This is a genomic window from Bradyrhizobium sp. AZCC 1678, assembly GCF_036924765.1.
Lineage (GTDB): Bacteria > Pseudomonadota > Alphaproteobacteria > Rhizobiales > Xanthobacteraceae > Bradyrhizobium > Bradyrhizobium algeriense.
In genome coordinates this window covers 2,019,874-2,041,902 of the sequence record NZ_JAZHSE010000001.1, presented here as the reverse complement: position 1 = coordinate 2,041,902, position 22,029 = coordinate 2,019,874, and the positions used below count along the sequence as shown (strand labels likewise).

Below are 22,029 nucleotides of genomic sequence, written 5' to 3'. Positions count from 1 at the left end.
CTCATTGTTAGCGGAATTTCCGGCTAGCTCAAACGTCGAACAATGATTCCCTTACATCTGCACTTCGATCAGCCGCGGTCCCGGTTCGGCAACGGCATCCGCCAGCGCCTTGACGAAATCGTCGACATTGTCGACCGCGCGGCCCGGCACGCCCATGCCCTTGGCGAGCGAAACAAAGTCGATGGTCGGGCGGTCGATCCTGAGCATGTCGAGCGCCCGCTGGCCTGGTTCGCCGGCGCCGACGCCGTCGAACTCACCACGCAAGATCTGGTAGATCCGATTGGCAAATACAATCGTGACGACGTTGAGGCCTTCGCGCGCCTGCGTCCACAGCGATTGCAGCGTGTACATCGCGCTGCCGTCGCCGACCATGCAGATGACTTTACGGTCGGGACACGCTACCGCAGCACCGGTCGCGACCGGGGTCGAGAAGCCGATCGAACCGCCCATGTTCTGCAGCCAGTCGTGCGGGGCGGCGGCAGCCGTCGGCGGAAAGAAGCCGCGGCCGGTGGTGACGGATTCGTCGACCACGATAGCGTTTTCCGGGATCGCCATCGCGATTGCCTGCGCGATCGAGGCATGCGTCAGCGCGCCGGTCGGCTTGGCGAGTTCAACCAGCTTCTGCGGCTGCCGGTCGGCTGGCTGCGCGTGAAGCGCGCCCGCCAGCGCTTCCAGCGCAGCTACGGAGTTTTCGGCGCCCGAGGTCATGCGATGCACTTCGCAGCCCTGGGGTTTGAGCATGCTCGGCTTGTTCGGATAGGCGAAGAACGCGACGGGATCGTTGGCCTCGACCAGCACGATGTTCTTGAAGTCCTTCAGGATCGGCAGCGCCTGCTCGATCACGTAAGGGATGCGGTCGATCGCGAACCGGCCCTTGCCGCGCGCCATGCGCGGATTGTAGGTCTGGCCCATCACCTTGCAGCCGGTCTTGCCCGCGATCTGGGTGGCCAGCGCCAGCCCGTGCTCGGTGAGCGCGCTGCCGGTCATCAGCAGCAGCGTTGACGCGCCGCCGTTGCGCAGCACCTTCGCGGCATGGTCCACGGCCTGCGCGGAATAATTGGCGCGCTGGCTTTCCGCGGGCATCGGCGCAATACCGTCGGCCTCGTTCCAGGCGGTATCGGCGGGCAGGATCAGGGTAGCGATCTGCGCCGGTGCGCTTTTGGCCGCGGCGATCGCGGCGGCGCCGTCGGCGGAAACGGATTTCGCATCCGGCGAGGTCCGCACCCAGGACGACATCGGCCGCGCCAGCCCTTCGATGTCTGATGTCAGCGGGGCGTTATAGCCGATGTGATAGGTCGCGTGCTGGCCAACGATGTTGACGATGCCGGAGTTGGCCTTCTTGGCGTTGTGCAGATTGGCCAGGCCGTTGGCGAGGCCGGGCCCGAGATGCAGCAGGGTCGAAGCCGGCGTGCCCTTCATGCGGTAATAGCCGTCGGCGGCGCCCGTCACCACGCCCTCGAACAGGCCGAGTACGCAGCGCATCCCCTCGACCCGGTCCAGTGCGGCGACGAAATGCATTTCCGAGGTGCCGGGATTGGTAAAGCAGACATCCACGCCGCCCGCGACCAATGTCCGCACCAGACTTTCCGCACCGTTCATGGTCTCGTTCCCCTTTGCGACGCTTTTCGTGAGCCGCTCACGATCAATCATTCTTCACACGTTTCGTCAAAGGTTTAGCCGCACAATGCAGCCATCGCCTGGGGCATGTTGCCTTTTTTAACCGCAGTGTTTGAAAATGGCTGTGGTCACGGGCTCGTTGCTTGCACGATCGCCGCAATTATGGCCTGTCTCCTGCATATTGAGATTTTTTCGCGAGGAAGAAAAAGATGATCAGGGCTTTTGCTTTGCTGTTTGCGGCGCTCACCCTGCTGGCGGGGGCCAGTCAGGCGCAGGCCCAAGGCTTCTTCCAAGACTTCGACTCACGCGACATCATGGGCGGTGGCCCCGGTTTCTTCCGGCCCGGCATGCCCAGCGGAACGAGCCCGATCCCGCGCACCACCGTGATGTTTAACGGCGGTTACGCGCCCGGCACGATCTACATCAACACCGCCGAGCGCCGGCTCTATCTCGTGCTTTCCAATGGCCAGGCGATCCGCTACGGCATCGGCGTCGGCCGCGACGGCTTCCGCTGGAGTGGAACCCACCGCATTTCCGCGAAGAAGGAATGGCCGAGTTGGACGCCGCCGGCCCAGATGCTGCGGCGGCGGCCCGACCTGCCGCGCCACATGTCGGGCGGCATCGACAATCCGCTCGGCGCGCGGGCGATGTATCTGGGATCGACACTCTACCGCATCCACGGCTCCAACGAGCCCGAGACGATCGGACAGGCGGTTTCCTCCGGATGCTTCCGCATGACCAATGAGGACGTCACCGATCTCTACAGCCGCGTCCGCGTCGGCACCCCGGTCATCGTCAGGAATTAGGCCGAACCGGCGTGACCATGCACGCAAGCGCGTGATCGAGGCTTTCAAGCCTTGCACGCGCGCGCCGATTGCTGCAGCGTCATTTGAATGCGCACGCCCCGCCGATTCCTGTACCGATGGACGCTCGCGGCGGCCCTGAGCGCCGCAGCGCTCGGCGAAATCCTGACGCCGTGCGCGGCCTTCGCGGACATACCGGCCATCGCGCAGCGCCAGCGCACCGAGAAAAAGATCTTCACCGACAACGAGATCATCGAAGGCTTTCTCAAGATCGCGTTCGGCGCCGAATACCATCTCGCCGGCCGCGTCGACCGCATCCGCAAGTACGACGGGCCGGTGCGGGTGTTTGCCGACGGCAACCGGGCCGACCGCAAGGCGCAGCTTGCGAAGATCGTGGCCGACATCGCCGCGCGCGTTCAGCATCTCGACATCGCCATGGCCGGCAGCCTCGAAGACGCCAATGTGCAGGTCAAGCTGGTGCGCGACCGCGATCTCGGCCGCACCATCGCGACCTTCTACGGCAACGAACGCGCGAAAGAGATTCGCTCCTCGCTCGACCCGCAATGCCTGTCGGGCTTTCGCAAGAACGAGAAGTTCGAAATCGAGCATTCCGACGTGATCCTCACCGTCGACAATGGCGACTTCGTCTTCTTCGACTGCGCCTATGAGGAATTGCTGCAATCGCTGGGACCGATCAACGATACATCGAGCGTGCCCTGGACCATGTTCAACGACAATGTGTCGATGGGCTATTTCGACGTCTACGACCAGTATCTCCTCAACCTTCTCTATGATCCCAGGATCAAGCCCGGCATGACCGTGCAGGAGGTCAAGGCGGTGCTGCCGGACGTGCTGGCCGACGTGCGTGCCTGGGTGCGCAAGGTCAACAACCTGCCGTAAGTGGCGGGCCGCCGCGACGGCTGCTACGCGGCCTCGGGCCATCCACCGCTCTCTCCCCGTCATTGCGAGCGAAGCGAAGCAATCCATGTTTCAGCGTACGCGGACAGATGGATTGCTTCGCGGAGCCTGTCATCGGGCGCGCATTCGCGCGACCCGTTGGCTCGCAATGACGGCGGAGAATTTCCTGTCGGGCAGCCTTGGCGACATCCTTCGCCGCTCTCCGCGAGCGCCCCTTGCGTGACAGCTGAAGGTCCGGCGCCCCTCGCTATCCACCTTTTCCCAACAACAACGCAAAGTTTTATTTGCAAAACATTGTGACTTCCGGGAGCAAATCCTGTCTAATAGGATTTATGGGCGCTTCCTATAAGTCTTTCAAATGAACGACCTGCCACGTATCCAGGCCCTGCGCTGCTTCATCACCGTGGCCCGCGAGGGCACGGTTTCTCGCGCGGCCACCTTGCTGCATCTGACCCAGCCCGCCGTCAGCCTGCAATTGAAGGGGCTGGAGGAAAGCACCGGCTTGCTGCTTTTCAACCGTACGCCAGGCGGTTTTACCCTGACCGAAGCGGGCGCCGCCTTGCTGCCGCTGGCGCACCGGACGGTATCGGCCTCGGCGGAGTTCAGGACGGCGGCAGATTCGTTGCGAGAATCGCTGCGGACAACGCTGCGCGTCGGCACGATCCTGGATCCGGAGTCGATCCGGCTGGGTCCGTTCGTGCGAAGCCTCGCCACTTCCTCAAAGAAGACCGAAGTCTTCCTCCGCTACGGCCTGAGCGACGACGTGCTGACGCAGATCGGCAAGGGGGAACTCGACGTCGGATACTATATCGATGCCACGCCCCCCGAATGCCTTGCATCGGGGATACTGCCCGAACGCACCATCGACGATGGCAAGTTCCGGCTCACCGCACTGACGCGCTACGACTACCGCGTGATCGCTCCTCGCCAATGGAGCGACAAGGTGCTCGGAAAGGATTGGGCCGACCTCATCGACCTGCCCTGGATTACGACGCCGCATGCCTCGGCGCATCGCAGGCTGATCGACGACGTCTTCCGGCCACTGGGGTCATTGCCGAAACGCGTCGCCTTCGCCGAACACGAAGACGCCATGATCGAGTTCGTCGAAGCCGGCAACGGCCTCAGCCTCGCCCGCGACTGCGTGCTCGACCGCATCACGCGCACCCGGAATTTTGTGATTGCCGACAAGGTGGCGCTGACCTGCGACCTCAGCTTCGCCTGCCTGACGTCGCGGCGTCACGAGCCGATGATCGCGCAGGCCTTCGCGGCCATGCAGGCGGTATGGGACCTGAAGCCGGGCGGCGCGGCGCCTGCGCCGATCGACGCGGCAAGATCGCGGAAAAGCGCCCGGAGGTAGCCCGGATCGGCTCAGATTTTGGCCGGGTCAGATTTGGCCGGGTCAGATTTGCCATCGCAGATCGATTTCAGCGATCGCCATTCCTCTGATGTCAGCAGCGGCGGCCCGCTGGCCTGCCGGTCTTCCCGGCCCATCCGCGCCAGCCGGTCCTCGCTCAGGGGATGGGTGGAGATGATGGAGAGGCCCTTGCTCCCCTTTCCGGTGACCCGAAGCAGCAATTCCCCGGTCGGCTTCGCCGGCCGTCCCAGCCGGTGCATGACGTCGATGGCAAAATCGTCGGCATTGGTCTCAGCCTCCCGCGAATGCGACGACGTCACCAGCGTGCGCGAGCCGAAGATCAGCGCGCTGGAGCCGGTGATGTCGCCGAACAGCAGTCCGATCAGGAACGAGGTGCTGCCGTCGCGGATCAGTCCACGCATGCTGTCGCGATGCTTGAGATGGCCGAGTTCATGGGCCAGCACGCCCGCGATTTCGTCGGCGTTGTCGGCCTTCGCCAGCAATCCATCGAACAGATAGACCTTGCCGCCCGGCAGCGCGAAGGCATTGGGAATCGGGCTCGACAGCACGCCCGCCTGCACCGAGGTGTCGAAGCCGGCGGATTCGCGAATTGAAGTGACGAGCTTGACGAAAGCCTTCTGCCCGGCAGCATTGTCGCAAACCTTGGCATTGAACATCGTCTTGATCTGGCTGTCGGCGACCTCGCCGAGCCGCCGTTCGAACGCTTCGGGCACCAGCGGCGTGAGACGATCGGCGATCAGCGGAAGTCCGAACAGCACCACGGCCACGATCGAAGCCGCGGCCGCGAGCGACCAGCCGACAATGATGGCCACGCCGCGGCGGCCGGGCGTGTTTTCATCCAGTTTGGCGCAGCGTGAGACCAGCTCGGCCGCAAGCGCGTTGTCGCGAACCTCGAGCCGCGCCAGCGCAGGCGCGCTGAGGCAACCGAGGCGCAACATGCCCGAGGGGCTGTCGGCGCGGCGGATGTCGGCATAGTCCCATGCCGCCAGCGTTTGTTCGTCTTCGCTGATTTCGAGCCGGTCGGAGAAATGCAGCGCAACCGCGCGGCGCCGGCTCGACGCCCCGTCGAAATAGGCCGCCGCATTGGCCGGCGGTGTTTTCGAAATCTCTGGCGCGTCGCTGTCCATGGTCATCTACGCCTTACGGTTAGAGCATGATCCGGAAAAGTGGATGCCGGTTTTCCGAAAAGATCATGCTCAAATCAAAGAGGTAGAGCGGGATGACGTTTCGAAGAAACGTCATCCCGCTCTAGAATCCGCCGACATCGAGACCGTCGGCAAATCCTTCGCCGAGCGCGTTGGCCAGATCGCCCCGCGCCGCAACATTGGCGGCAGCCTCGATACCGCTGATATTGACCGAACCCAGCACGGTCACCCAGAGATCACGCGTCAGATAGACCCGCATCACCACATTGAGCGCCATCGCGAATACCAGATAGCCCAGACCCGCCAGCACCAGCAGCGGAATGCTCCTCATCAATTCCGGCGTCTTGAAAAACTCCATCAATCCCTCGCCGCTCATGCTGGCGACCAGCACCGCGCACAGGGCCAGATAGACCGCGAAGACAAGCCCGAGCAGGGCCATCCAGCCGATCATTTTCCAGTACAGCCCAATCAACGCGCTCTTCGGCAACGACGATTCCACGCGCACGCCGCCGAACCGGATGCCGGACAGCCACCAGCGCCATTCGATGGCCTTGTAGCCTGCGTAAACAAAGGGGGCGATCGGGCTGACATAGAGTGCGATCGGGGTGAGCAGCCACAGCCACCAGCCGCGCTTGAAGAACTCCCAGCCGCGCCCCTCAAAACTGCCCTGCAGGTCGCCGTAATGGGAATGGCGCATCTTGTAGCGTTCGAGTGCCGCTGCCCGCCATGGCAGGATCAGCCCGAGCGTGAGGATCATCAGCAGGCCCCACAGCGAGGCCTGCAAGGCATAGAGCCAGCCCGAGCCGGTCATCCAGAAACGCACGCCGCGCCATACCGTTCGCGTCAGGCGGTAGCGCCGCGCGCGGTAGATCGCAAACTGCCCGAACAGATAGAAGAAGGCGATCAGCGGAATGCTGGCGAACGCCTGATAATGCTCGGCCTCGAGGCCGATGAGAAAATAACCGAGATAGATCGGCACCAGGATCGCGAGCGCGACCAGGAATCCGATCAGCAGCTCTTTGCCGCGGCCGGTATATTCGGCGGCATCGCCGTCGACCAGCGTGTTGGACCAGAGATGGCGGCGGATGTCGGTGAGAAGCCAGAACCGATAGAAGCCGAGAGTGACGAGCTCCAACGCCGCACCGCGCTTGGCCAGATCGAAGAACTCGCCGCGTTTGCCGGAAAACGCCACCGGCATCGGCGGCGGCACCGGTGAAGGCGGCGGTGGCGGCACCTGCGGGGGCCAGCTCATCTCGTTCATGGTTCAACTCCGGCGCGAGGGTGGCGGATCAGACCACAAATTTGTCGGCGGATGTGTGACCCAGGTCCCACACGTGGAGCGTTTTCGAACGGATTGGATAATCAGGAATCGAGAGCTCCGGCTCTGATTCAACCAGAACCGGTGCTCTACGCCGTTTTCTCGAACAATTCCCGCCCGATCAGCATGCGGCGGATTTCGCTGGTGCCGGCGCCGATCTCGTAGAGTTTGGCGTCGCGCAACAGCCGGCCTGTCGGGTAGTCGTTGATATAGCCGTTGCCGCCGAGCAGCTGGATGGCGTCGAGCGCGCATTGGGTGGCTTTTTCCGCCGCGTACAGGATGGCGCCGGCCGCGTCCTCGCGCGTGGTCTCGCCGCGGTCGCAGGCCTTTGCCACTGCATACACATAGGCGCGCGAGGCGTTCATGGTGGTGTACATGTCGGCGATCTTGCCCTGCACCAGTTGGAAGCTGCCGATCGGCTCGCCGAACTGCTTGCGCTCGTGCACGTAAGGCAGCACCACGTCCATGCAGGCCTGCATGATGCCGATCGGGCCTGCCGCCAGCACCGCGCGCTCGTAGTCGAGGCCGCTCATCAGCACGTTGACGCCGCGGCCGACCTCACTGAGCACGTTCTCTTCCGGGACTTCGCAATCCTCGAATACGAGTTCGCAGGTGTCGGAGCCGCGCATGCCGAGCTTGTCGAGCTTTTGCGCGGTGGAAAATCCCTTCATGCCCTTTTCGATGATGAAGGCGGTCATGCCGCGCGGGCCGGCCTCGGGATTGGTCTTGGCGTAGACCACCAGCGTATCGGCCTCCGGTCCGTTGGTGATCCACATCTTGTTGCCGTTCAGCACAAAGCGGTCGCCCTTCTTGTCGGCGCGGGTCTTCATCGACACCACGTCAGAGCCGGCGCCGGGCTCCGACATCGCCAGCGAGCCGACGTGTTCGCCCGAGATCAGTTTTGGCAGGTATTTCCGCTTCTGTGCCTCGCTGCCGTTGCGGCGGATCTGGTTGACGCAGAGGTTGGAATGCGCCCCATACGACAGGCCGACCGAGGCTGACGCCCGCGACATCTCCTCTACCGCAATGCAGTGCTCGAGATAACCTAAGCCCGTGCCGCCATACTCCTCCTCGACCGTAATCCCATGCAGGCCGAGCGATCCTATTTTGGGCCAGAGGTCGCGCGGAAACTGGTTGCTGCGGTCGATTTCGGCCGCGCGCGGCGCGATTTCGTTCTGCGAAAACGCATGTACCGTCTCGCGGATCGCATCCGCGGTCTCGCCGAGATCGAAGTTGAACATCCGATGGGCGTTGGGGATCATGGTCGCCTCCCGGCGAATTAAACGTTGTTTCAAACAGACTTAATCTTCGGAAATGCGCTTGTCACGAGGCGAATGGCCGGCGCCCGGGCCGGTGTCGATGCGGCCAAATGCACCCAACTCGTCCTTGCGCCGGCGCACGGCTCGGGATGTAATAGGGTAAAACATCACCCTCCGGCATGCTTCGGCGGGGGAACAGTCAGGGAGGTGCTCATGCACGGAACCATCGATCTCGCCGGAGATTCCCATCTGCGTGCCGCGCGCGAGCGGGCTCAGTCGATTCCGCTCGGTGATTTCGACGTCAGCCATCCGGAGCTGTTCAAGACCGACTCGTTCTGGCCGTATTTCGACCGGCTGCGCCGGGAAGACCCGGTGCACTACTGCAAGGACAGCATGTTCGGGCCGTATTGGTCGGTGACCAAATACAACGACATCATGGACATCGAGACCAACCACGCGGTGTTCTCATCGGCGGCCTCGCTCGGCGGCATCACCATCCGCGACATCGCGCCGGACCTGCGCCGCGAAAGCTTCATCGCCATGGACCAGCCGCGCCATTCCGCGCAGCGCAAGACGGTGGCGCCGATGTTCACGCCGACGCATCTCGATCAGCTCGCGATCAACATCCGCAAGCGCTCCGCCGAATGCCTCGACAACCTTCCAAAGAACGAGGTGTTCGACTGGGTCGACCAGGTTTCGATCGAGCTCACCACGCAGATGCTCGCGGTGCTGTTCGACTTCCCCTGGGAAGACCGCCGCAAGCTGACGCGCTGGTCCGATATCGCCACCACCCTTCCCGGCCCCGGCGGCCTCGTCGCGTCAGAGGAAGAACGCCAGGCCGAACTGATGGAATGCGCGACCTATTTCGCCCGCCTCTGGAAGGAGCGTATCAGCCAGCCGCCGAAGAGCGACCTGCTGTCGATGATGGCGCATAGCGATGCTACGCGCGACATGGACCCGAAGAACTTCCTCGGCAATCTGATCCTGCTGATCGTCGGCGGCAACGACACCACCCGCAACACGCTGTCGGGCAGCATCTATGCGCTCAACAAGAATCCGGACCAGTACCGCAAGCTGCGCGACAATCCGGACCTGATCGACAGTTTCGTGCCGGAGGTGATCCGCTGGCAGACGCCGCTGGCGCATATGCGCCGCACCGCGCTCGAAGACATCGAGTTCCGCGGCAAACAGATCAAGAAGGGTGACAAGGTCGTGATGTGGTACGTCTCGGGCAACCGCGACGAGGACGTGATCGAACGTCCCTATGACTTCATCATCGACCGTGCCCGGCCGCGCACCCACGTTTCCTTCGGCTTTGGCATCCACCGTTGCGTCGGAATCCGGCTGGCCGAGCTACAACTAAAGATTATCTGGGAAGAGATTCTCAAGCGATTCGAGAATATTGAGGTGGTCGCCGAACCCAAGCGGGTGTATTCGAGTTTTGTCAAAGGCTACGAGACCCTGCCGGTCCGGATCGCCGGCTAAACCTTGGCACTTGGCCCCATCACCCGGGATGATCGAAAAATGAACGTCCAGACCGCCATCAGAGCCGACAAGAAAGAGCTTCTGCGCGCCGCGCGTGAAGAGGCCTATTCGACGCCGCTCAGGGATTTTCATCCCGGTGCGCCAAGGCTGTTCCAGAACGACACGCTGTGGCCGTGGTTCGAGCGGCTGCGCAAGGAAGAGCCGGTGCATTACTGCACCAACTCGCCGATCGAGCCGTATTGGTCGGTCACCAAGTACAACGACATCATGCATGTCGATACCAACCACGGCATGTTCTCTTCCGACTCGACACTCGGCGGCATCTCGATCCGCGACGTGCCGCCCGGCTATGACTATCCGAGCTTCATCGCGATGGATCAGCCGCGGCATTCGGCGCAGCGCAAGACGGTGTCGCCGATGTTCACACCGACGCATCTGGATGAGCTGGCAAAACTGATCCGCGAGCGCTCGCAAAAGGTGCTGGACAATTTGCCGCGCAACGAGACCTTCAACTTCGTCGAGCGCGTCTCGATCGAACTGACCACGCAGATGCTGGCGACGTTGTTCGATTTCCCCTGGGAGGAGCGGCGCAAGCTGACGCGCTGGTCCGACGTCTCGACCGCGCTGCCCAAGAGCGGCGTCGTGGAATCGCCCGAGCAGCGGCGCCAGGAGATGGACGAGTGCTACGCCTATTTCTCAAAGCTCTGGAACGAGCGCGTCAACGCGCCGCCGCGCAACGACTTGCTGTCGATGATGGCGCACAGCGATGCGACGCGGCACATGGATCCCGACAATCTGATGGGCAACATCATCCTGTTGATCGTCGGCGGCAACGACACCACCCGCAACACCATGAGCGGCTCGGTGCTGGCGCTGAATGAGCACCCGGATCAATACCAGAAGCTGCGCGACAATCCGGCCCTGATCGATTCCATGGTGCCGGAAGTGATCCGCTGGCAGACGCCGCTCGCCCATATGCGCCGCACCGCGCTGGTCGACACCGAGATCGGCGGCAAGAAGATCAGCAAGGGCGACCGCGTCGTGATGTGGTACGTCTCGGGCAACCGCGACGAGGAAGGCATCGAACGTCCCGACGAGTTCATCATCGACCGCGCCCGCCCGCGCACCCATCTGTCGTTCGGCTTCGGCATTCACCGCTGCGTCGGCATGCGGCTCGCCGAGCTGCAGCTCAAGATCGTGTGGCAGGAAATGCTCAAGCGCTTCGACCGCATCGAAGTGGTCGGCGAGCCGAAGCGGGTCTATTCCTCCTTCGTGCGCGGCATTGAGCAGCTGCCGGTCCGCATTCCCGCGTGAGCGGCAGCGACCTCAATCCGCCTGAGCTCGCGGAGGCGATCAACGCCAAGGGCTTCATGGGCGCGGCGGGCTTCCGCATCGTGGCCATCAAGCCCGGGCATGCCGAAATCGCTTTGGCGCGCCGCGACGACCTCCTGCAGTTCTTCGGCCATTTTCACGGCGGCATCATCACGGCCCTGGCCGATCACGCCGCCGGGATCGCTATCACGTCAAGCCTGCCCAGGGGCAAGATCGGCGTCACCGTCGAGATCAAGGTCAACTTCCTCAGCCCTGCCGACGGCATCGAGCTTATCGCCCGCGCCAAAACCCTGAAGATGTCGGGGTCGATCGGCGTTGCCACCGTCGAGGTCTTCTCCAAGAGCCAGACGTCCGAGACACTCTGCGCATTCGGCACCGCCACGATGCGCGCCATGGATCTGCCGGGCGAGCTCCGGGCGTGACCCCGTAAATCCTGAATGGTCGGCGGACGTCCGTCGAGGCCAGGAATGACCCGCCTGGCGATTGATGCGCCTGGCGGGTTCGCCTGTGTTCGGATCAGAGACTCGTGGCGTTAACCCCGTGCCAGATGCGCGCAAACAGGCTGCGGCGGACGCCATTGACGCCGTCGAGCAGGGACACGACATATCCCGTACCGTCGATCAAGGTCACTGCCCGGGAGCAAGATATGAACGCGCCGCCAAACATCGATCCCGTCCCCGCGCATTCCGACAGCGACGTCGTGCACTGGCTGACAAACGACACGCGCGATGAGCGCTTCATTGACAATATTTTCGCCGAGCTGTGTGTCCGGCTCCAGCGAGCGGGCATTCCCGTCAAGCGGGCGACGCTTCATCTCCTGATCTACCATCCGCAATGGCTTGGCGCCCGGATCATTTGGGCCGACGGGATGCGCGAGGCCGAGCTTGCGAGAGTCGATTACGATGTCAGGGAGCGATCCGAATACATCGGTAGTCCCGCCAACGAAATCCTTGATGGTGCCGCCGAGGTGCGCGAGAATCTCGAACGCGATCCCTCGCTCGGCCGCAAGCACGCCGTCTATGACGAGATGCGGGCGAAAGGCCTGACCGACTATGTGGCGTGGCCGCTGTACCATACGCTCGGCAAGCGGCATATCGTGACCTTTGCAACCGACCGGCCCGGTGGTTTCGACGACGCGCATATTGCCCGCCTGTTAAAACTGTTGCCGGTTCTGGCGCTGGTCAGCGAAATCCGCATGAAGAACCGGCTGGCGCGAACGCTGCTGGAAACCTATGTCGGGTCGCACGCCGGCGAGTTGATCCTGGCCGGCGCCACCAGGCGCGGAAGCGGAACGACGGTACGCGCCGCCATCATGATCTGCGACTTACGTGATTTCACCCGGATTTCCGACAACTGGCCGCGCGATGACGTCATTGATCTCTTGAACGGCTATTTCGACGCGATGTCGGAGCCGATTGCGCGACATGGCGGAGAAATTCTGAAATTCATCGGCGACGGCCTGCTCGCCATTTTTCCGCTCAGCCAGCCGCAGGCCTGCGCAAATCTACTGCACGCCGTGACTGAGGCCCGTCAGGCCATGGTTGCCCTGAACGAAAAGAACGGCGAAACCGGTCGTGCGCCGCTGAATTACGGCATCGGCGTTCACGTCGGAGACGTCATGTATGGCAATATCGGGTCGCGCACCCGGCTTGACTTCACCGTCATCGGTCCTGCGGTCAACATGGCTTCGCGTCTCGAAGCCCTCACCAAACAATTGGGCAGAACCGTGCTGCTGTCCCGCGCGTTTGCCGACTTCGTCGAACGCGATTTCGATCTCGAACGCGTCGGCGAACATCCGGTGCGCGGCTTCAACGACCCGATCGAGCTGTTTGCGTATCACGGCTGAATGCCGATCTGTCGTCAGATGCCGAGCCGCTCCCAAGGGATCGAACTCGTCAAACGACTACTATCAGCGAATGTCGGTTTCGGTGATTTCTCGTCCGCGACTTTTCGGCAAACCAGAGGTTTCATTGATATTTGCGCTTTTGCATCGTTCGGCCTCAATATGCGACCTTGATAGAGCTGGGGACGGACGACAGCAGCAAACCAGGGAGAACAGACATGACAGTTTCGGCGGAACGCGCAGTCCTGGCCGGCGGTTGCTTCTGGGGGATGCAGGATCTGCTACGCCGGTATCCCGGCGTGATTTCGACCAGGGTGGGCTACACCGGCGGCGAGGTGCCAAACGCGACCTATCGTAACCACGGCAATCACGCCGAAGCCATTGAGATCACCTTCGATCCGCAGACCATCAGCTATCGCAAGCTGCTGGAGTTCTTTTTCCAGATCCATGATCCCTCGACGCTGAACCGCCAGGGCAACGACCGGGGCGCGAGCTATCGGTCGGCCATCTTCTTTACCAGCGACGTGCAGAAGCGGATCGCGGAAGACACCATCGCCGATGTCGATGCTTCCGGCCTTTGGCCGGGCAAGGTTGTCACAGAGCTGGCCCCTGCCGGACCGTTCTGGGAGGCCGAGCCCGAGCATCAGGATTATCTGGAAAAATATCCTGACGGCTACACCTGTCACTTCATTCGGCCGGAATGGACGCTGCCGCATCGGGCGGAGAAAGCTGCAACAGGCCCGAGCGGAGTTTCGGCCGCATGACAAAAGCCTCCGATCTGCTGGTGGCCGCCCTTGAGAACGAGGGTGTCGGGTACATCTTCGCCATTCCCGGCGAGGAGAATCTCGATGTGCTGGAATCGCTGCGGCGCTCGAAGATCAAGCTTGTGCTGACCCGGCACGAACAGGCCGCCGGCTTCATGGCGGCCACCTACGGGCGTCTCACCGGGCGTGCGGGCGTCTGCCTGACGACGCTGGGTCCCGGTGCGCTCAATTTGACGACGGCTGCGGCCTACGCGCATCTGGGCGCGATGCCGATGGTCATGATCACAGGACAGAAGGCGATCCGAAGCAGCCGCCAGGCGCGCTTCCAAATAGTCGACATCGTCGCGACCATGCGGCCGCTCACCAAGATGGCGACCCAGATCGTCTCCGCGCAGAGTATTCCGACCCTGGTTCGCGACGCCTTCCGGGTCGCGCAGCAGGAGCGGCCGGGCCCCGTGCATCTCGAACTGCCCGAGGACATCGCGGCCGACGAAGCCGCGGCCGAAATCATTCCTCCGCATCTCGTCGAGCTTCCGGTCGCGCCTGCAGCGGCCATCGAGCGCGCCGCAGCCATGATCATGGCTGCCCGCAGGCCGCTGGTCATGCTGGGCGCCGCGGCGAGCCGCCCGCAACTCGCCGAGCCGCTGTCGGCGTTCGTGCGACGATGCGGGATTCCATTCTTCAACACCCAAATGGGGAAGGGCGCGGTCAATGCCGGCTCGAATCTCTATATAGGCACGGCCGCGCTGTCGGAGCGGGATTGGGTTCACGAGGCCATCGACCAGGCCGATCTGATTATTTCGATCGGCCATGACACCGTCGAGAAGCCGCCTTTCCTGATGGGCCATGATGGACCGCAGGTTATCCATGTCGGCGCCACGCCGGCGACGGTGGAACAGGTCTACTTCCCGCAGGCGGAGATCGTCGGAGACGTCGGTGCGGGCCTCGCAAGCCTCGCCGATAGCCTGGAAGGCAAGCTCCCCAATGGTCAGGCATTGCTGGGTTTGCGGGAAGGGATCCTTGCCCACCTCGCCGAGCGGTCGACGGAGGATCGGTTTCCGCTGACGCCGCAGCGCATCGTGCACGACGTCCGCCAGGTCATCCCGCCGGACGGCATCGTTGCCCTCGACAACGGCATGTACAAGATCTGGTTCGCCCGCAACTATCGCACCAGCGTCGCCAACACGCTGCTGCTCGACAACGCGCTTGCGACCATGGGTGCGGGTCTTCCGTCGGCGATCGCAGCGTCGCTGATCCATCCGGACAGGCGCGTGCTCGCCGTCTGCGGCGACGGCGGCTTCATGATGAATTCGCAGGAGCTGGAAACGGCGGTGCGGCTCAAGCTGAACCTCGTCGTGCTCGTGCTTGAGGATCGCGCCTACGGCATGATCCGCTGGAAACAGGAAGTCGATACGTTTCCGGACTTCGGCCTCGAATTCGGCAACCCTGATTTCGTTGCCTATGCGAAGTCATACGGCGCCAAGGGCTCCCCCGTCGGCAAGGCCTCCGAACTCTCGACCATGCTGGAAGCTGCCTTCGAGGAAGGCGGCGTGCATCTCGTCGTGGTGCCCATCGACTACAGTGAGAACATGCGCGTGCTCGTCAACGAGTTACACCCAGTAGTCCAGGCCAAGTGAATGGCCCTGCGTCGGTCGCCACGTCGCGGCATTTCCCCGTGGCGTGGTGCGGGTCGTCTCGCTCCCCAGACGACCGAGCCCGGCCAGGATACGGCTATCCGGAAAGCTCTTGGCCATTGCTTGTCCTCTCGCTTGGCTTGCGCGCCGTCCGCAGATTTCTATCGATGCCGTGCTGTCTGGGCCGGCTCTTTATTCTTCGGCAACTCCTGCGATTTTTCATCGAGCAGGATGCCTTGGCTGGATCTGTCCTCTTGCAGAGGCACACCTCGTGTCGGGAGCCAACGCAAGATGCGAAGTCAGGTTCGGCGGCAAGCCCAGCCCCGCCCTATACAATTGCGGCATGACTGCTGTAGCCAGATGAGAATGCCCGGCTGGATCGTTTTGTTCTAAGCCAGTCCGCAGGCCCTTACATCGGCTCAGGCGAGCCTGATGTCCCAGAGGCCTTCTTCGCGGCAGGCGGTGAGTTCGTCGCGGAGCAGCTCGGTCACAAGCGTGATGGCAGTCGAGCCGGGATGATCGATGGGAGAAGCAAGGGTCAGTTCGCGCATCGGCGACGGTTTTGCGATCGCAGCTGTTTCCAGCCGGCCGCTGGCCACTTCGTGGCGCACCGAGGAAGGTGGCAACAGCGTGTATCCCAACCCTTCCTCGACCAGGCTGGTCAGCACCCGAAACGAATCCGCTTCCAGCTTGACGTCGAGCTTCAGTTTCTTCTTCGCCGCCGCCTGCTCGATCAGCGCCCGGAGACCGTGCGAATGACTCGGCAGCACGAGGCGCTGTTTCAGCAGCCAGCCGATATCGACCTGCTTCTTTTGCGACAACCCGCTGCCGCGCGGCCCCACGGCGACGATGGGATCGCGGCCAAGACTTTGTACGGTGAGATGCAAATCGCTCGACGGCCCGTAGATCAGCGCCAGATCCATCTCGCCGCGGTGCAGCCATTCCATCAGATGCCCGCTGTAGCTTTCGACGATGCAGAGCGAAATGCCCGGATATCTGTCGACAGTGCGCCGGGCGAGCCGCGCCGAAATCACGCAGCTCACGGTCGGCACCAGCCCGAGCACCACGCGGCCCGACGGCGGACCGCCGGCGGACTGGATCTCGTCGCGCACCTGGTCGATCTGCCGGACGATGCCCGCCGTCCGCGCCAGCAGCAGGCGGCCGGCATCGGTCAGCACCATGCCGCGGCCGTTCCGGGTAAACAGCTCGGCCCGCAATTCATGCTCGAGCAGCTTGATCTGGCGGCTCAGCGCCGGCTGTGCCACCCGCAGCGTATCGGAGGCTTTGCTAAGGCTGCCGAGCTCCGCCACGCAACTGAAGGTCCTGAGCTGCCTGATATCCATTGCTTGCCAATCTTCGAAGGCAGGTTCATACGCTATAACAATTCAGCATAGGAGACCGGCCGCGATTTCACAACGGCCCGCCACCTCGGCAATTGACATCAACCCGCATCCATCGCCAGAAAATCAAATGACCGCACAAGAACAACAAGACGAATTCCACGACATCCGCGACGCCGTCGCAAAGCTCTGTGCCCAGTTCCCCGGCGAATACTGGCGCAAGCTGGACCGCCAGATGGCGTACCCGAAGGAGTTCGTCGACGCGCTGACGGAGGCCGGTTACCTCTCGGTCTTGATCCCCGAGGAATATGGCGGCTCCGGGCTGAAGCTTTCGGCGGCGGCGGCGATCCTGGAGGAGATCCAGCGGGCGGGGTGCAACGGCGGCGGCTGCCACGCCCAGATGTACACGATGGGCACCGTGCTGCGGCACGGCAACGACGCCCAGAAAGCAAAATACCTGCCCGGGATCGCCAGCGGCAAATTGCGGCTGCAGGCCTTCGGCGTCACCGAGCCGACCAGCGGCACCGACACCTCCTCGCTGAAGACCGTCGCCAAGCGTGACGGCGACCACTACATCGTCAACGGCCAGAAGATCTGGACCAGCCGCGCCGAACATTCCGACCTGATGATCCTGCTCGCGCGCACCACGCCGAAGGAGCAGGCCAAGAAGCGCACCGATGGGCTTTCGGTGTTCATCGTCGACATGCGCGAGGTCAAGGGCAAGGGCCTCGAGATCCGCCCGATCCGCACCATGATGAACCACGCCACCACGGAAGTGTTTTTTACGGACATGCGGGTGCCGGCCGAAAACCTGATCGGCGATGAAGGCAAGGGGTTCCGCTACATCCTGTCAGGCATGAACGCCGAGCGCATCCTCATTGCGGCCGAATGCATCGGCGACGCCAAATGGTTCATCGCGAAAGCCACCGCCTACGCCAAGGAGCGCGCCGTGTTCGGCCGTCCGATCGGCCAGAACCAGGGCATCCAGTTTCCGATCGCGAAGGCCTACGCCGCGATGCGCGCGGCCGAACTGATGGTGAAGGAAGCCACCCGCAAATATGAGGCGGGGCTCGATTGCGGCGCCGAGGCCAACATGGCCAAGATGCTGGCGGCGGATGCCTCCTGGGAAGCGGCCAATGCCTGCGTGCAGACCCATGGCGGGTTCGGCTTCGCGGAAGAATACGACGTCGAGCGCAAGTTCCGTGAAACGCGGCTGTATCAAGTTGCGCCGATCTCGACCAATCTGATCTTGTCCTACGTCGCCGAGCACGTGCTCGGCCTGCCCCGCTCCTACTGAGTGAGATGCGATGCTGCCATTGGAAGGATTGATCGTCGTCTCCGTCGAACAGGCGGTTGCCGCACCGTTCTGCAGTTCCAGGCTGGCGGACGCCGGCGCGCATGTCGTCAAGGTCGAGCGCCCCGAGGGCGATTTCGCCCGCGGCTATGACGCCGCCGCAAAAGGCCAGAGCAGCTATTTCGTCTGGCTCAACCGCGGCAAGAATTCCGTGGTGATCGATCTCGCCACCAAGGAAGGCCGCGCCGCGCTCGAAGAGCTGATCGCGAGCGCTGATGTCTTGCTGCAAAACCTCAAGCCCGGCTCGATGGACAAGCTCGGCTTCTCGCTGGAGCGGCTTCGAAAGGATTATCCGGCGCTGATCTGCTGCACCATCTCGGGCTATGGCGACGACGGCCCTTATGCCGATCGCAAGGCTTACGATCTCCTGATCCAGGCCGAGAGTGGCCTTGCCTCGATCACCGGCGGCCCCGAAGGCCCGTCGCGGGTCGGCATATCGGTGGTCGATATCGCGACCGGCGCCACCGCGCATGCATCGATCCTCGAAGCGCTGATCGCGCGCGGACGCACCGGCAAGGGCGCGGACATCCGGATCTCGATGTTCGACGTGATGGCCGACTGGATGGCGGTGCCGCTGATCAATGCGGAAGCCGGCAATCCGCCGAAGCGGATGGCGCTGGCCCATCCCTCGATCGCGCCCTATGGCGTGTTCAATTCCAGGGATGGCAAGGGCATTTTGATCTCGATCCAGAGCGAGCGCGAATGGAAGAAGCTTTGCGCGGAAGTCTTGGATCAACCCGACCTGCCCAACGATCCCAGGTTTGCCAACATGGTCGAGCGCGTGCGCAACCGCTCACTCACCGACAAGACGGTGGCCGACAGTTTTGCGACCATGACGCGCGTCGATCTGTTGAAACGCCTCGCCGACGCCGATATTGCGTTCGCCGAAGTGAACACCATGGCCGACCTCGCCGTGCACCCGCATCTTCGCCGGATCGAGGTCGATACGCCGAACGGCAAGGTGAGCTATGCCGCGCCCGCCGCAATCTTCGTCGGTGAGAACAGGCACTATGGCGCCGTGCCAGGGATCGGCGACCATGTCGAAATTCCCACCGCTCCGCGCATCAGGAGCCACCAGTCATGACAGCAGCTCTGAACCTCGACCATCTGCGCCAGTGGATCGGCCGCAGCACGGAAGCGTCAGACATTGTCACCGCACAGCTTGTGAAGGGCCTGCGCGCGACGCTGTTCCAGGACATCGGCGAGCCGAAGACAGGCGACGCAGCGCCGTGGACCACGCATTGGTGCCTGGCGCAGCCGGTGTTTCCGATGTCGCAGCTCGGCCCCGACGGCCACCCGACCCGCGGCGGTTTTCTGCCGCCGGTGCCGCTGCCGCGCCGGATGTGGGCCGGCGGCGAAATCGAATTCATCGAGCCCCTGCGCGTCGGCGATGAATCGACGCGAGTCTCCCGCATTTCAGACGTGACGATGAAGACCGGCTCCACCGGCGTGCTCTGCTTCGTCTCCGTCGAACACACGATCACGACGCCGCGCGGGGTTGCGATCCGCGAGCGGCAGGACATCGTCTATCGCGACATGGGCGGCGCGGCGCCAGTCGCATCAGCCAAGGCGCCTCCTCCGCCGCCGATCGCAAAGCATCGCGAAAGCCATGTCAGCGATCCCGTGCTGCTGTTTCGCTATTCGGCGCTGACCTTCAACGGCCACCGCATCCATTACGACCGCGACTACGTCACCAGGATCGAGGGCTATCCCGGCCTGATCTTCCACGGCCCGCTGCAGGCGGCGCTGATTGTCGAATTCGCCGCAAGACTTCACGGCGACAGCGCGCCGAAAAAGTTCAGCTATCGCGGCGTGCAGCCGCTGTTCGAGGGCGGCGAGTTTACGATCAACGGCAACGAAACCAGCGCCGGCATGGAGCTGTGGATCGCAAATGCCGAAGGGCAGCCCACGATGAAGGGCACGGCGACGTGGTGATTTTTCACCGTCATTGCGAGCGAAGCGAAGCAATCCATACCTCCGTGCGGGAAGTATGGATTGCTTCGTTGCTTCGCTCCTCGCAATGACGGAACGCTAGAGCCTTTTCCGTTCCGATAGAATCGGAACGGGGGCTCTAGATTTTTGTTTTGACGCGTTTTCTTAACGCGAACCGGTTTCCACTTCGCTGGAAAACGCTCTAGATCAAGTTGGGAGTCACCTAATGTCGTCCCGCAAACCAGCCAAACCCGCCACCACCACCGTCAAGGACGCCACCTTCGGCCTGCTCCGCGCGTTCGGCATCAAGCGCGTATTCGGCAATCCCGGCTCGACCGAACTGCCATTCCTCAGCGACTGGCCCGACGACATCGATTACGTGCTCGGCCTGCAGGAAGCCTCCGTCGTCGGCATGGCCGACGGCTATGCGCAGGCGACCCGCAACGCCGGCTTCGTCAATTTGCATTCCGGCGCCGGCGTCGGCAATGCGCTCGGCAATATCTACACCGCCCACCGCAACCAGACCCCGCTGGTAATCACCGCCGGGCAGCAGGCGCGTTCGATCCTGCCGCTGCAGGCCTTTCTCTACGCCGAGCGCGCTTCCGAATTTCCGCGGCCCTATGTCAAATACAGCGTCGAGCCGGCGCGCGCCGAAGACGTGCCGGCGGCGATCGCGCGGGCCTATTACGTTGCGATGCAGCCGCCGTGCGGGCCGACCTTTGTCTCGATCCCGATCGACGACTGGACGCGCCCGACGCAGCCGATCGAAGCCCGCCGCGTCAGCCGCGAACTCGGCCCCGATCCGGAGGCGATGAAGGCGCTGGTTGTCGCGCTGTCGGCGAGCAAGCGCCCTGCCCTCGTCGTCGGCCCTGGCGTCGATCGCGCGGCGGCCGTCGACCTGATGGTGCAGGTCGCGGAGAAGACGAAGGCGGCGGTCTGGGTCAGCCCGTTTTCGGCGCGCTGCTCATTCCCGGAACGTCATCCGCAGTTCGCAGGTTTCCTGCACGCCTCGCCGGGAGAGCTATCGGAGGCGCTGCGCGATCATGACCTCGTGGTAGTGATCGGCGCGCCGGTGTTCACCTTCCATGTCGAGGGCCATGCCGCGATCTTCGATGGCGCGACCACGATCTTCCAGATTACCGACGATCCGGACGCCGCTGCCGTCACGCCATCCGGCGCCAGCATCATCGCGACCATGAAGCCGGCGCTGGCAACGCTGCTCGACCTGCTTCCGGAATCGACGCGCGCGATGCCGACAGGTCGCACGCTGCCGCCCGCGCCATCAGCCGCCGATCCGCTTCCGGTCGAATTCCTGCTGCATTCGCTGTCGCAAGCCATGCCCGCCGATGCGGTGCTGGTGGAGGAAGCGCCCTCGCATCGGCCGGCGATACAAAAATTTATGCCGATGCGCGGCCAGGACAGCTTTTACACCATGTCGAGCGGCGGTCTCGGCTACAGCCTGCCCGCCGCCGTCGGCATGGCACTGGGACGACCGGCGACACGCACCGTCTGCCTGATCGGCGACGGCTCAGCGATGTATTCGATCCAGGCGCTGTGGACCGCGGCGCAACGCAAGCTGCCGCTCACGGTCGTCGTCATCAACAACGCCGGCTATGGCGCGATGCGTTCGTTCAGCCAGGTGATGCAGGTGCGCAACGTGCCGGGCCTCGAACTGCCGGGCATCGATTTCGTCAAACTCGCCGAAGGCATGGGCTGCCACGCCGTGCGGGTGACGAAATCATCCGAACTCGCAGGCGCGCTCAAGCATGGTCTCGCGCACGATGGCACCAGCCTGATCGAGGTGATGGTGGATTCCGCCGTGCCGCTGCTCTACGCGCAGAAGGGCTGAGTGACTTCGTAGCCCGGATGGAGCCAACGGGGCGCGCATTCGCGCGACCCGTTGGCTCCAT

General features: G+C 63.2%; 18 protein-coding genes. 13 read left to right on the top strand and 5 right to left on the bottom strand.

The features are described from left to right. Nucleotides 1-51: 51 nt before the first annotated feature. The gene (locus V1294_RS09700) at nt 52-1,599 is read right to left on the bottom strand and encodes an acetolactate synthase large subunit (RefSeq protein WP_334496641.1); all 1,548 of its coding nucleotides are present in this window, start codon (nt 1,597-1,599) and stop codon (nt 52-54) included. 227 nt (nt 1,600-1,826) lie between these two features. On the opposite strand from V1294_RS09700, the gene V1294_RS09695 reads away from it, so the two are divergent. The 3 genes from V1294_RS09695 (at nt 1,827) to V1294_RS09685 (ending at nt 4,695) form a co-directional block, all read left to right on the top strand. After that, a complete protein-coding gene (locus tag V1294_RS09695; RefSeq protein WP_334496639.1) occupies nt 1,827-2,423 on the top strand; it encodes a L,D-transpeptidase in 597 nt (198 codons plus the stop codon). An 87-nt stretch (nt 2,424-2,510) separates the two neighbouring features. Continuing rightward, complete coding sequence (locus V1294_RS09690; RefSeq protein WP_334496636.1) at nt 2,511-3,320, top strand: DUF2927 domain-containing protein; 810 nt, start codon at nt 2,511-2,513, stop codon at nt 3,318-3,320. A gap of 376 nt (nt 3,321-3,696) precedes the next feature. Beyond that, nucleotides 3,697-4,695 carry a LysR family transcriptional regulator gene (locus V1294_RS09685; RefSeq protein WP_334496634.1) on the top strand — a complete coding sequence of 333 codons (999 nt, stop codon included), beginning with the start codon at nt 3,697-3,699 and terminating at the stop codon, nt 4,693-4,695. An 11-nt stretch (nt 4,696-4,706) separates the two neighbouring features. Here the strand turns inward: V1294_RS09685 and V1294_RS09680 are convergent, their stop codons facing one another. The 3 genes from V1294_RS09680 to V1294_RS09670 all read right to left on the bottom strand — a co-directional run bounded on the left by V1294_RS09680 (nt 4,707) and on the right by V1294_RS09670 (nt 8,438). Then, on the bottom strand, nt 4,707-5,840 hold the full coding sequence (locus tag V1294_RS09680; protein WP_334504576.1) for a M48 family metallopeptidase: 1,134 nt from the start codon (nt 5,838-5,840) through the stop codon (nt 4,707-4,709). 121 nt (nt 5,841-5,961) lie between these two features. Further along, entirely contained in the window at nt 5,962-7,119 is a 1,158-nt protein-coding gene (locus V1294_RS09675; RefSeq protein WP_334496632.1) for a DUF898 family protein, read from the bottom strand. A 146-nt stretch (nt 7,120-7,265) separates the two neighbouring features. Beyond that, nucleotides 7,266-8,438 carry an isovaleryl-CoA dehydrogenase gene (locus tag V1294_RS09670; RefSeq protein ID WP_334496630.1) on the bottom strand — a complete coding sequence of 391 codons (1,173 nt, stop codon included), beginning with the start codon at nt 8,436-8,438 and terminating at the stop codon, nt 7,266-7,268. A 210-nt stretch (nt 8,439-8,648) separates the two neighbouring features. Between V1294_RS09670 and V1294_RS09665 the strand changes: the two genes are divergently transcribed. The 6 genes from V1294_RS09665 to V1294_RS09640 all read left to right on the top strand — a co-directional run bounded on the left by V1294_RS09665 (nt 8,649) and on the right by V1294_RS09640 (nt 15,496). Further along, nucleotides 8,649-9,920, top strand: a complete 1,272-nt coding sequence (locus V1294_RS09665) for a cytochrome P450 (RefSeq protein ID WP_334496628.1) — start codon at nt 8,649-8,651, stop codon at nt 9,918-9,920. A gap of 39 nt (nt 9,921-9,959) precedes the next feature. Then, nucleotides 9,960-11,234, top strand: coding sequence for a cytochrome P450 (locus tag V1294_RS09660; RefSeq protein WP_334477407.1), 1,275 nt, complete (start codon nt 9,960-9,962; stop codon nt 11,232-11,234). Then, on the top strand, nt 11,231-11,674 hold the full coding sequence (locus V1294_RS09655; RefSeq protein WP_334477406.1) for a PaaI family thioesterase: 444 nt from the start codon (nt 11,231-11,233) through the stop codon (nt 11,672-11,674). The genes V1294_RS09660 and V1294_RS09655 overlap by 4 nt, the downstream gene beginning before the upstream one ends. A gap of 224 nt (nt 11,675-11,898) precedes the next feature. Next, nucleotides 11,899-13,098, top strand: coding sequence for an adenylate/guanylate cyclase domain-containing protein (locus V1294_RS09650; protein WP_334496626.1), 1,200 nt, complete (start codon nt 11,899-11,901; stop codon nt 13,096-13,098). A 215-nt stretch (nt 13,099-13,313) separates the two neighbouring features. Further along, on the top strand, nt 13,314-13,859 hold the full coding sequence (gene msrA / locus V1294_RS09645) for a peptide-methionine (S)-S-oxide reductase MsrA (protein WP_334496624.1): 546 nt from the start codon (nt 13,314-13,316) through the stop codon (nt 13,857-13,859). Further along, nucleotides 13,856-15,496: an acetolactate synthase large subunit gene (locus tag V1294_RS09640; RefSeq protein WP_334496622.1), complete on the top strand. Its 1,641-nt coding sequence runs from the start codon at nt 13,856-13,858 to the stop codon at nt 15,494-15,496. Before msrA ends, V1294_RS09640 begins: the two co-directional genes overlap by 4 nt. Nucleotides 15,497-15,912: 416 nt before the next feature. On the opposite strand, the gene V1294_RS09635 is transcribed toward V1294_RS09640, so the two are convergent. Next, entirely contained in the window at nt 15,913-16,836 is a 924-nt protein-coding gene (locus V1294_RS09635; protein ID WP_334477401.1) for a LysR family transcriptional regulator, read from the bottom strand. A 127-nt stretch (nt 16,837-16,963) separates the two neighbouring features. On the opposite strand from V1294_RS09635, the gene V1294_RS09630 reads away from it, so the two are divergent. From V1294_RS09630 to mdlC, 4 genes are all read left to right on the top strand, one after another. Continuing rightward, nucleotides 16,964-18,130 carry an acyl-CoA dehydrogenase family protein gene (locus V1294_RS09630; protein ID WP_057855345.1) on the top strand — a complete coding sequence of 389 codons (1,167 nt, stop codon included), beginning with the start codon at nt 16,964-16,966 and terminating at the stop codon, nt 18,128-18,130. A gap of 10 nt (nt 18,131-18,140) precedes the next feature. Further along, nucleotides 18,141-19,271 carry a CaiB/BaiF CoA transferase family protein gene (locus V1294_RS09625; RefSeq protein ID WP_334496620.1) on the top strand — a complete coding sequence of 377 codons (1,131 nt, stop codon included), beginning with the start codon at nt 18,141-18,143 and terminating at the stop codon, nt 19,269-19,271. Next, the gene (locus tag V1294_RS09620; RefSeq protein WP_334496619.1) at nt 19,268-20,122 is read left to right on the top strand and encodes an FAS1-like dehydratase domain-containing protein; all 855 of its coding nucleotides are present in this window, start codon (nt 19,268-19,270) and stop codon (nt 20,120-20,122) included. The genes V1294_RS09625 and V1294_RS09620 overlap by 4 nt, the downstream gene beginning before the upstream one ends. Nucleotides 20,123-20,345: 223 nt before the next feature. Next, on the top strand, nt 20,346-21,968 hold the full coding sequence (gene mdlC, locus V1294_RS09615; RefSeq protein WP_334496617.1) for a benzoylformate decarboxylase: 1,623 nt from the start codon (nt 20,346-20,348) through the stop codon (nt 21,966-21,968). The last annotated feature ends 61 nt before the right edge of the window (nt 21,969-22,029 follow it).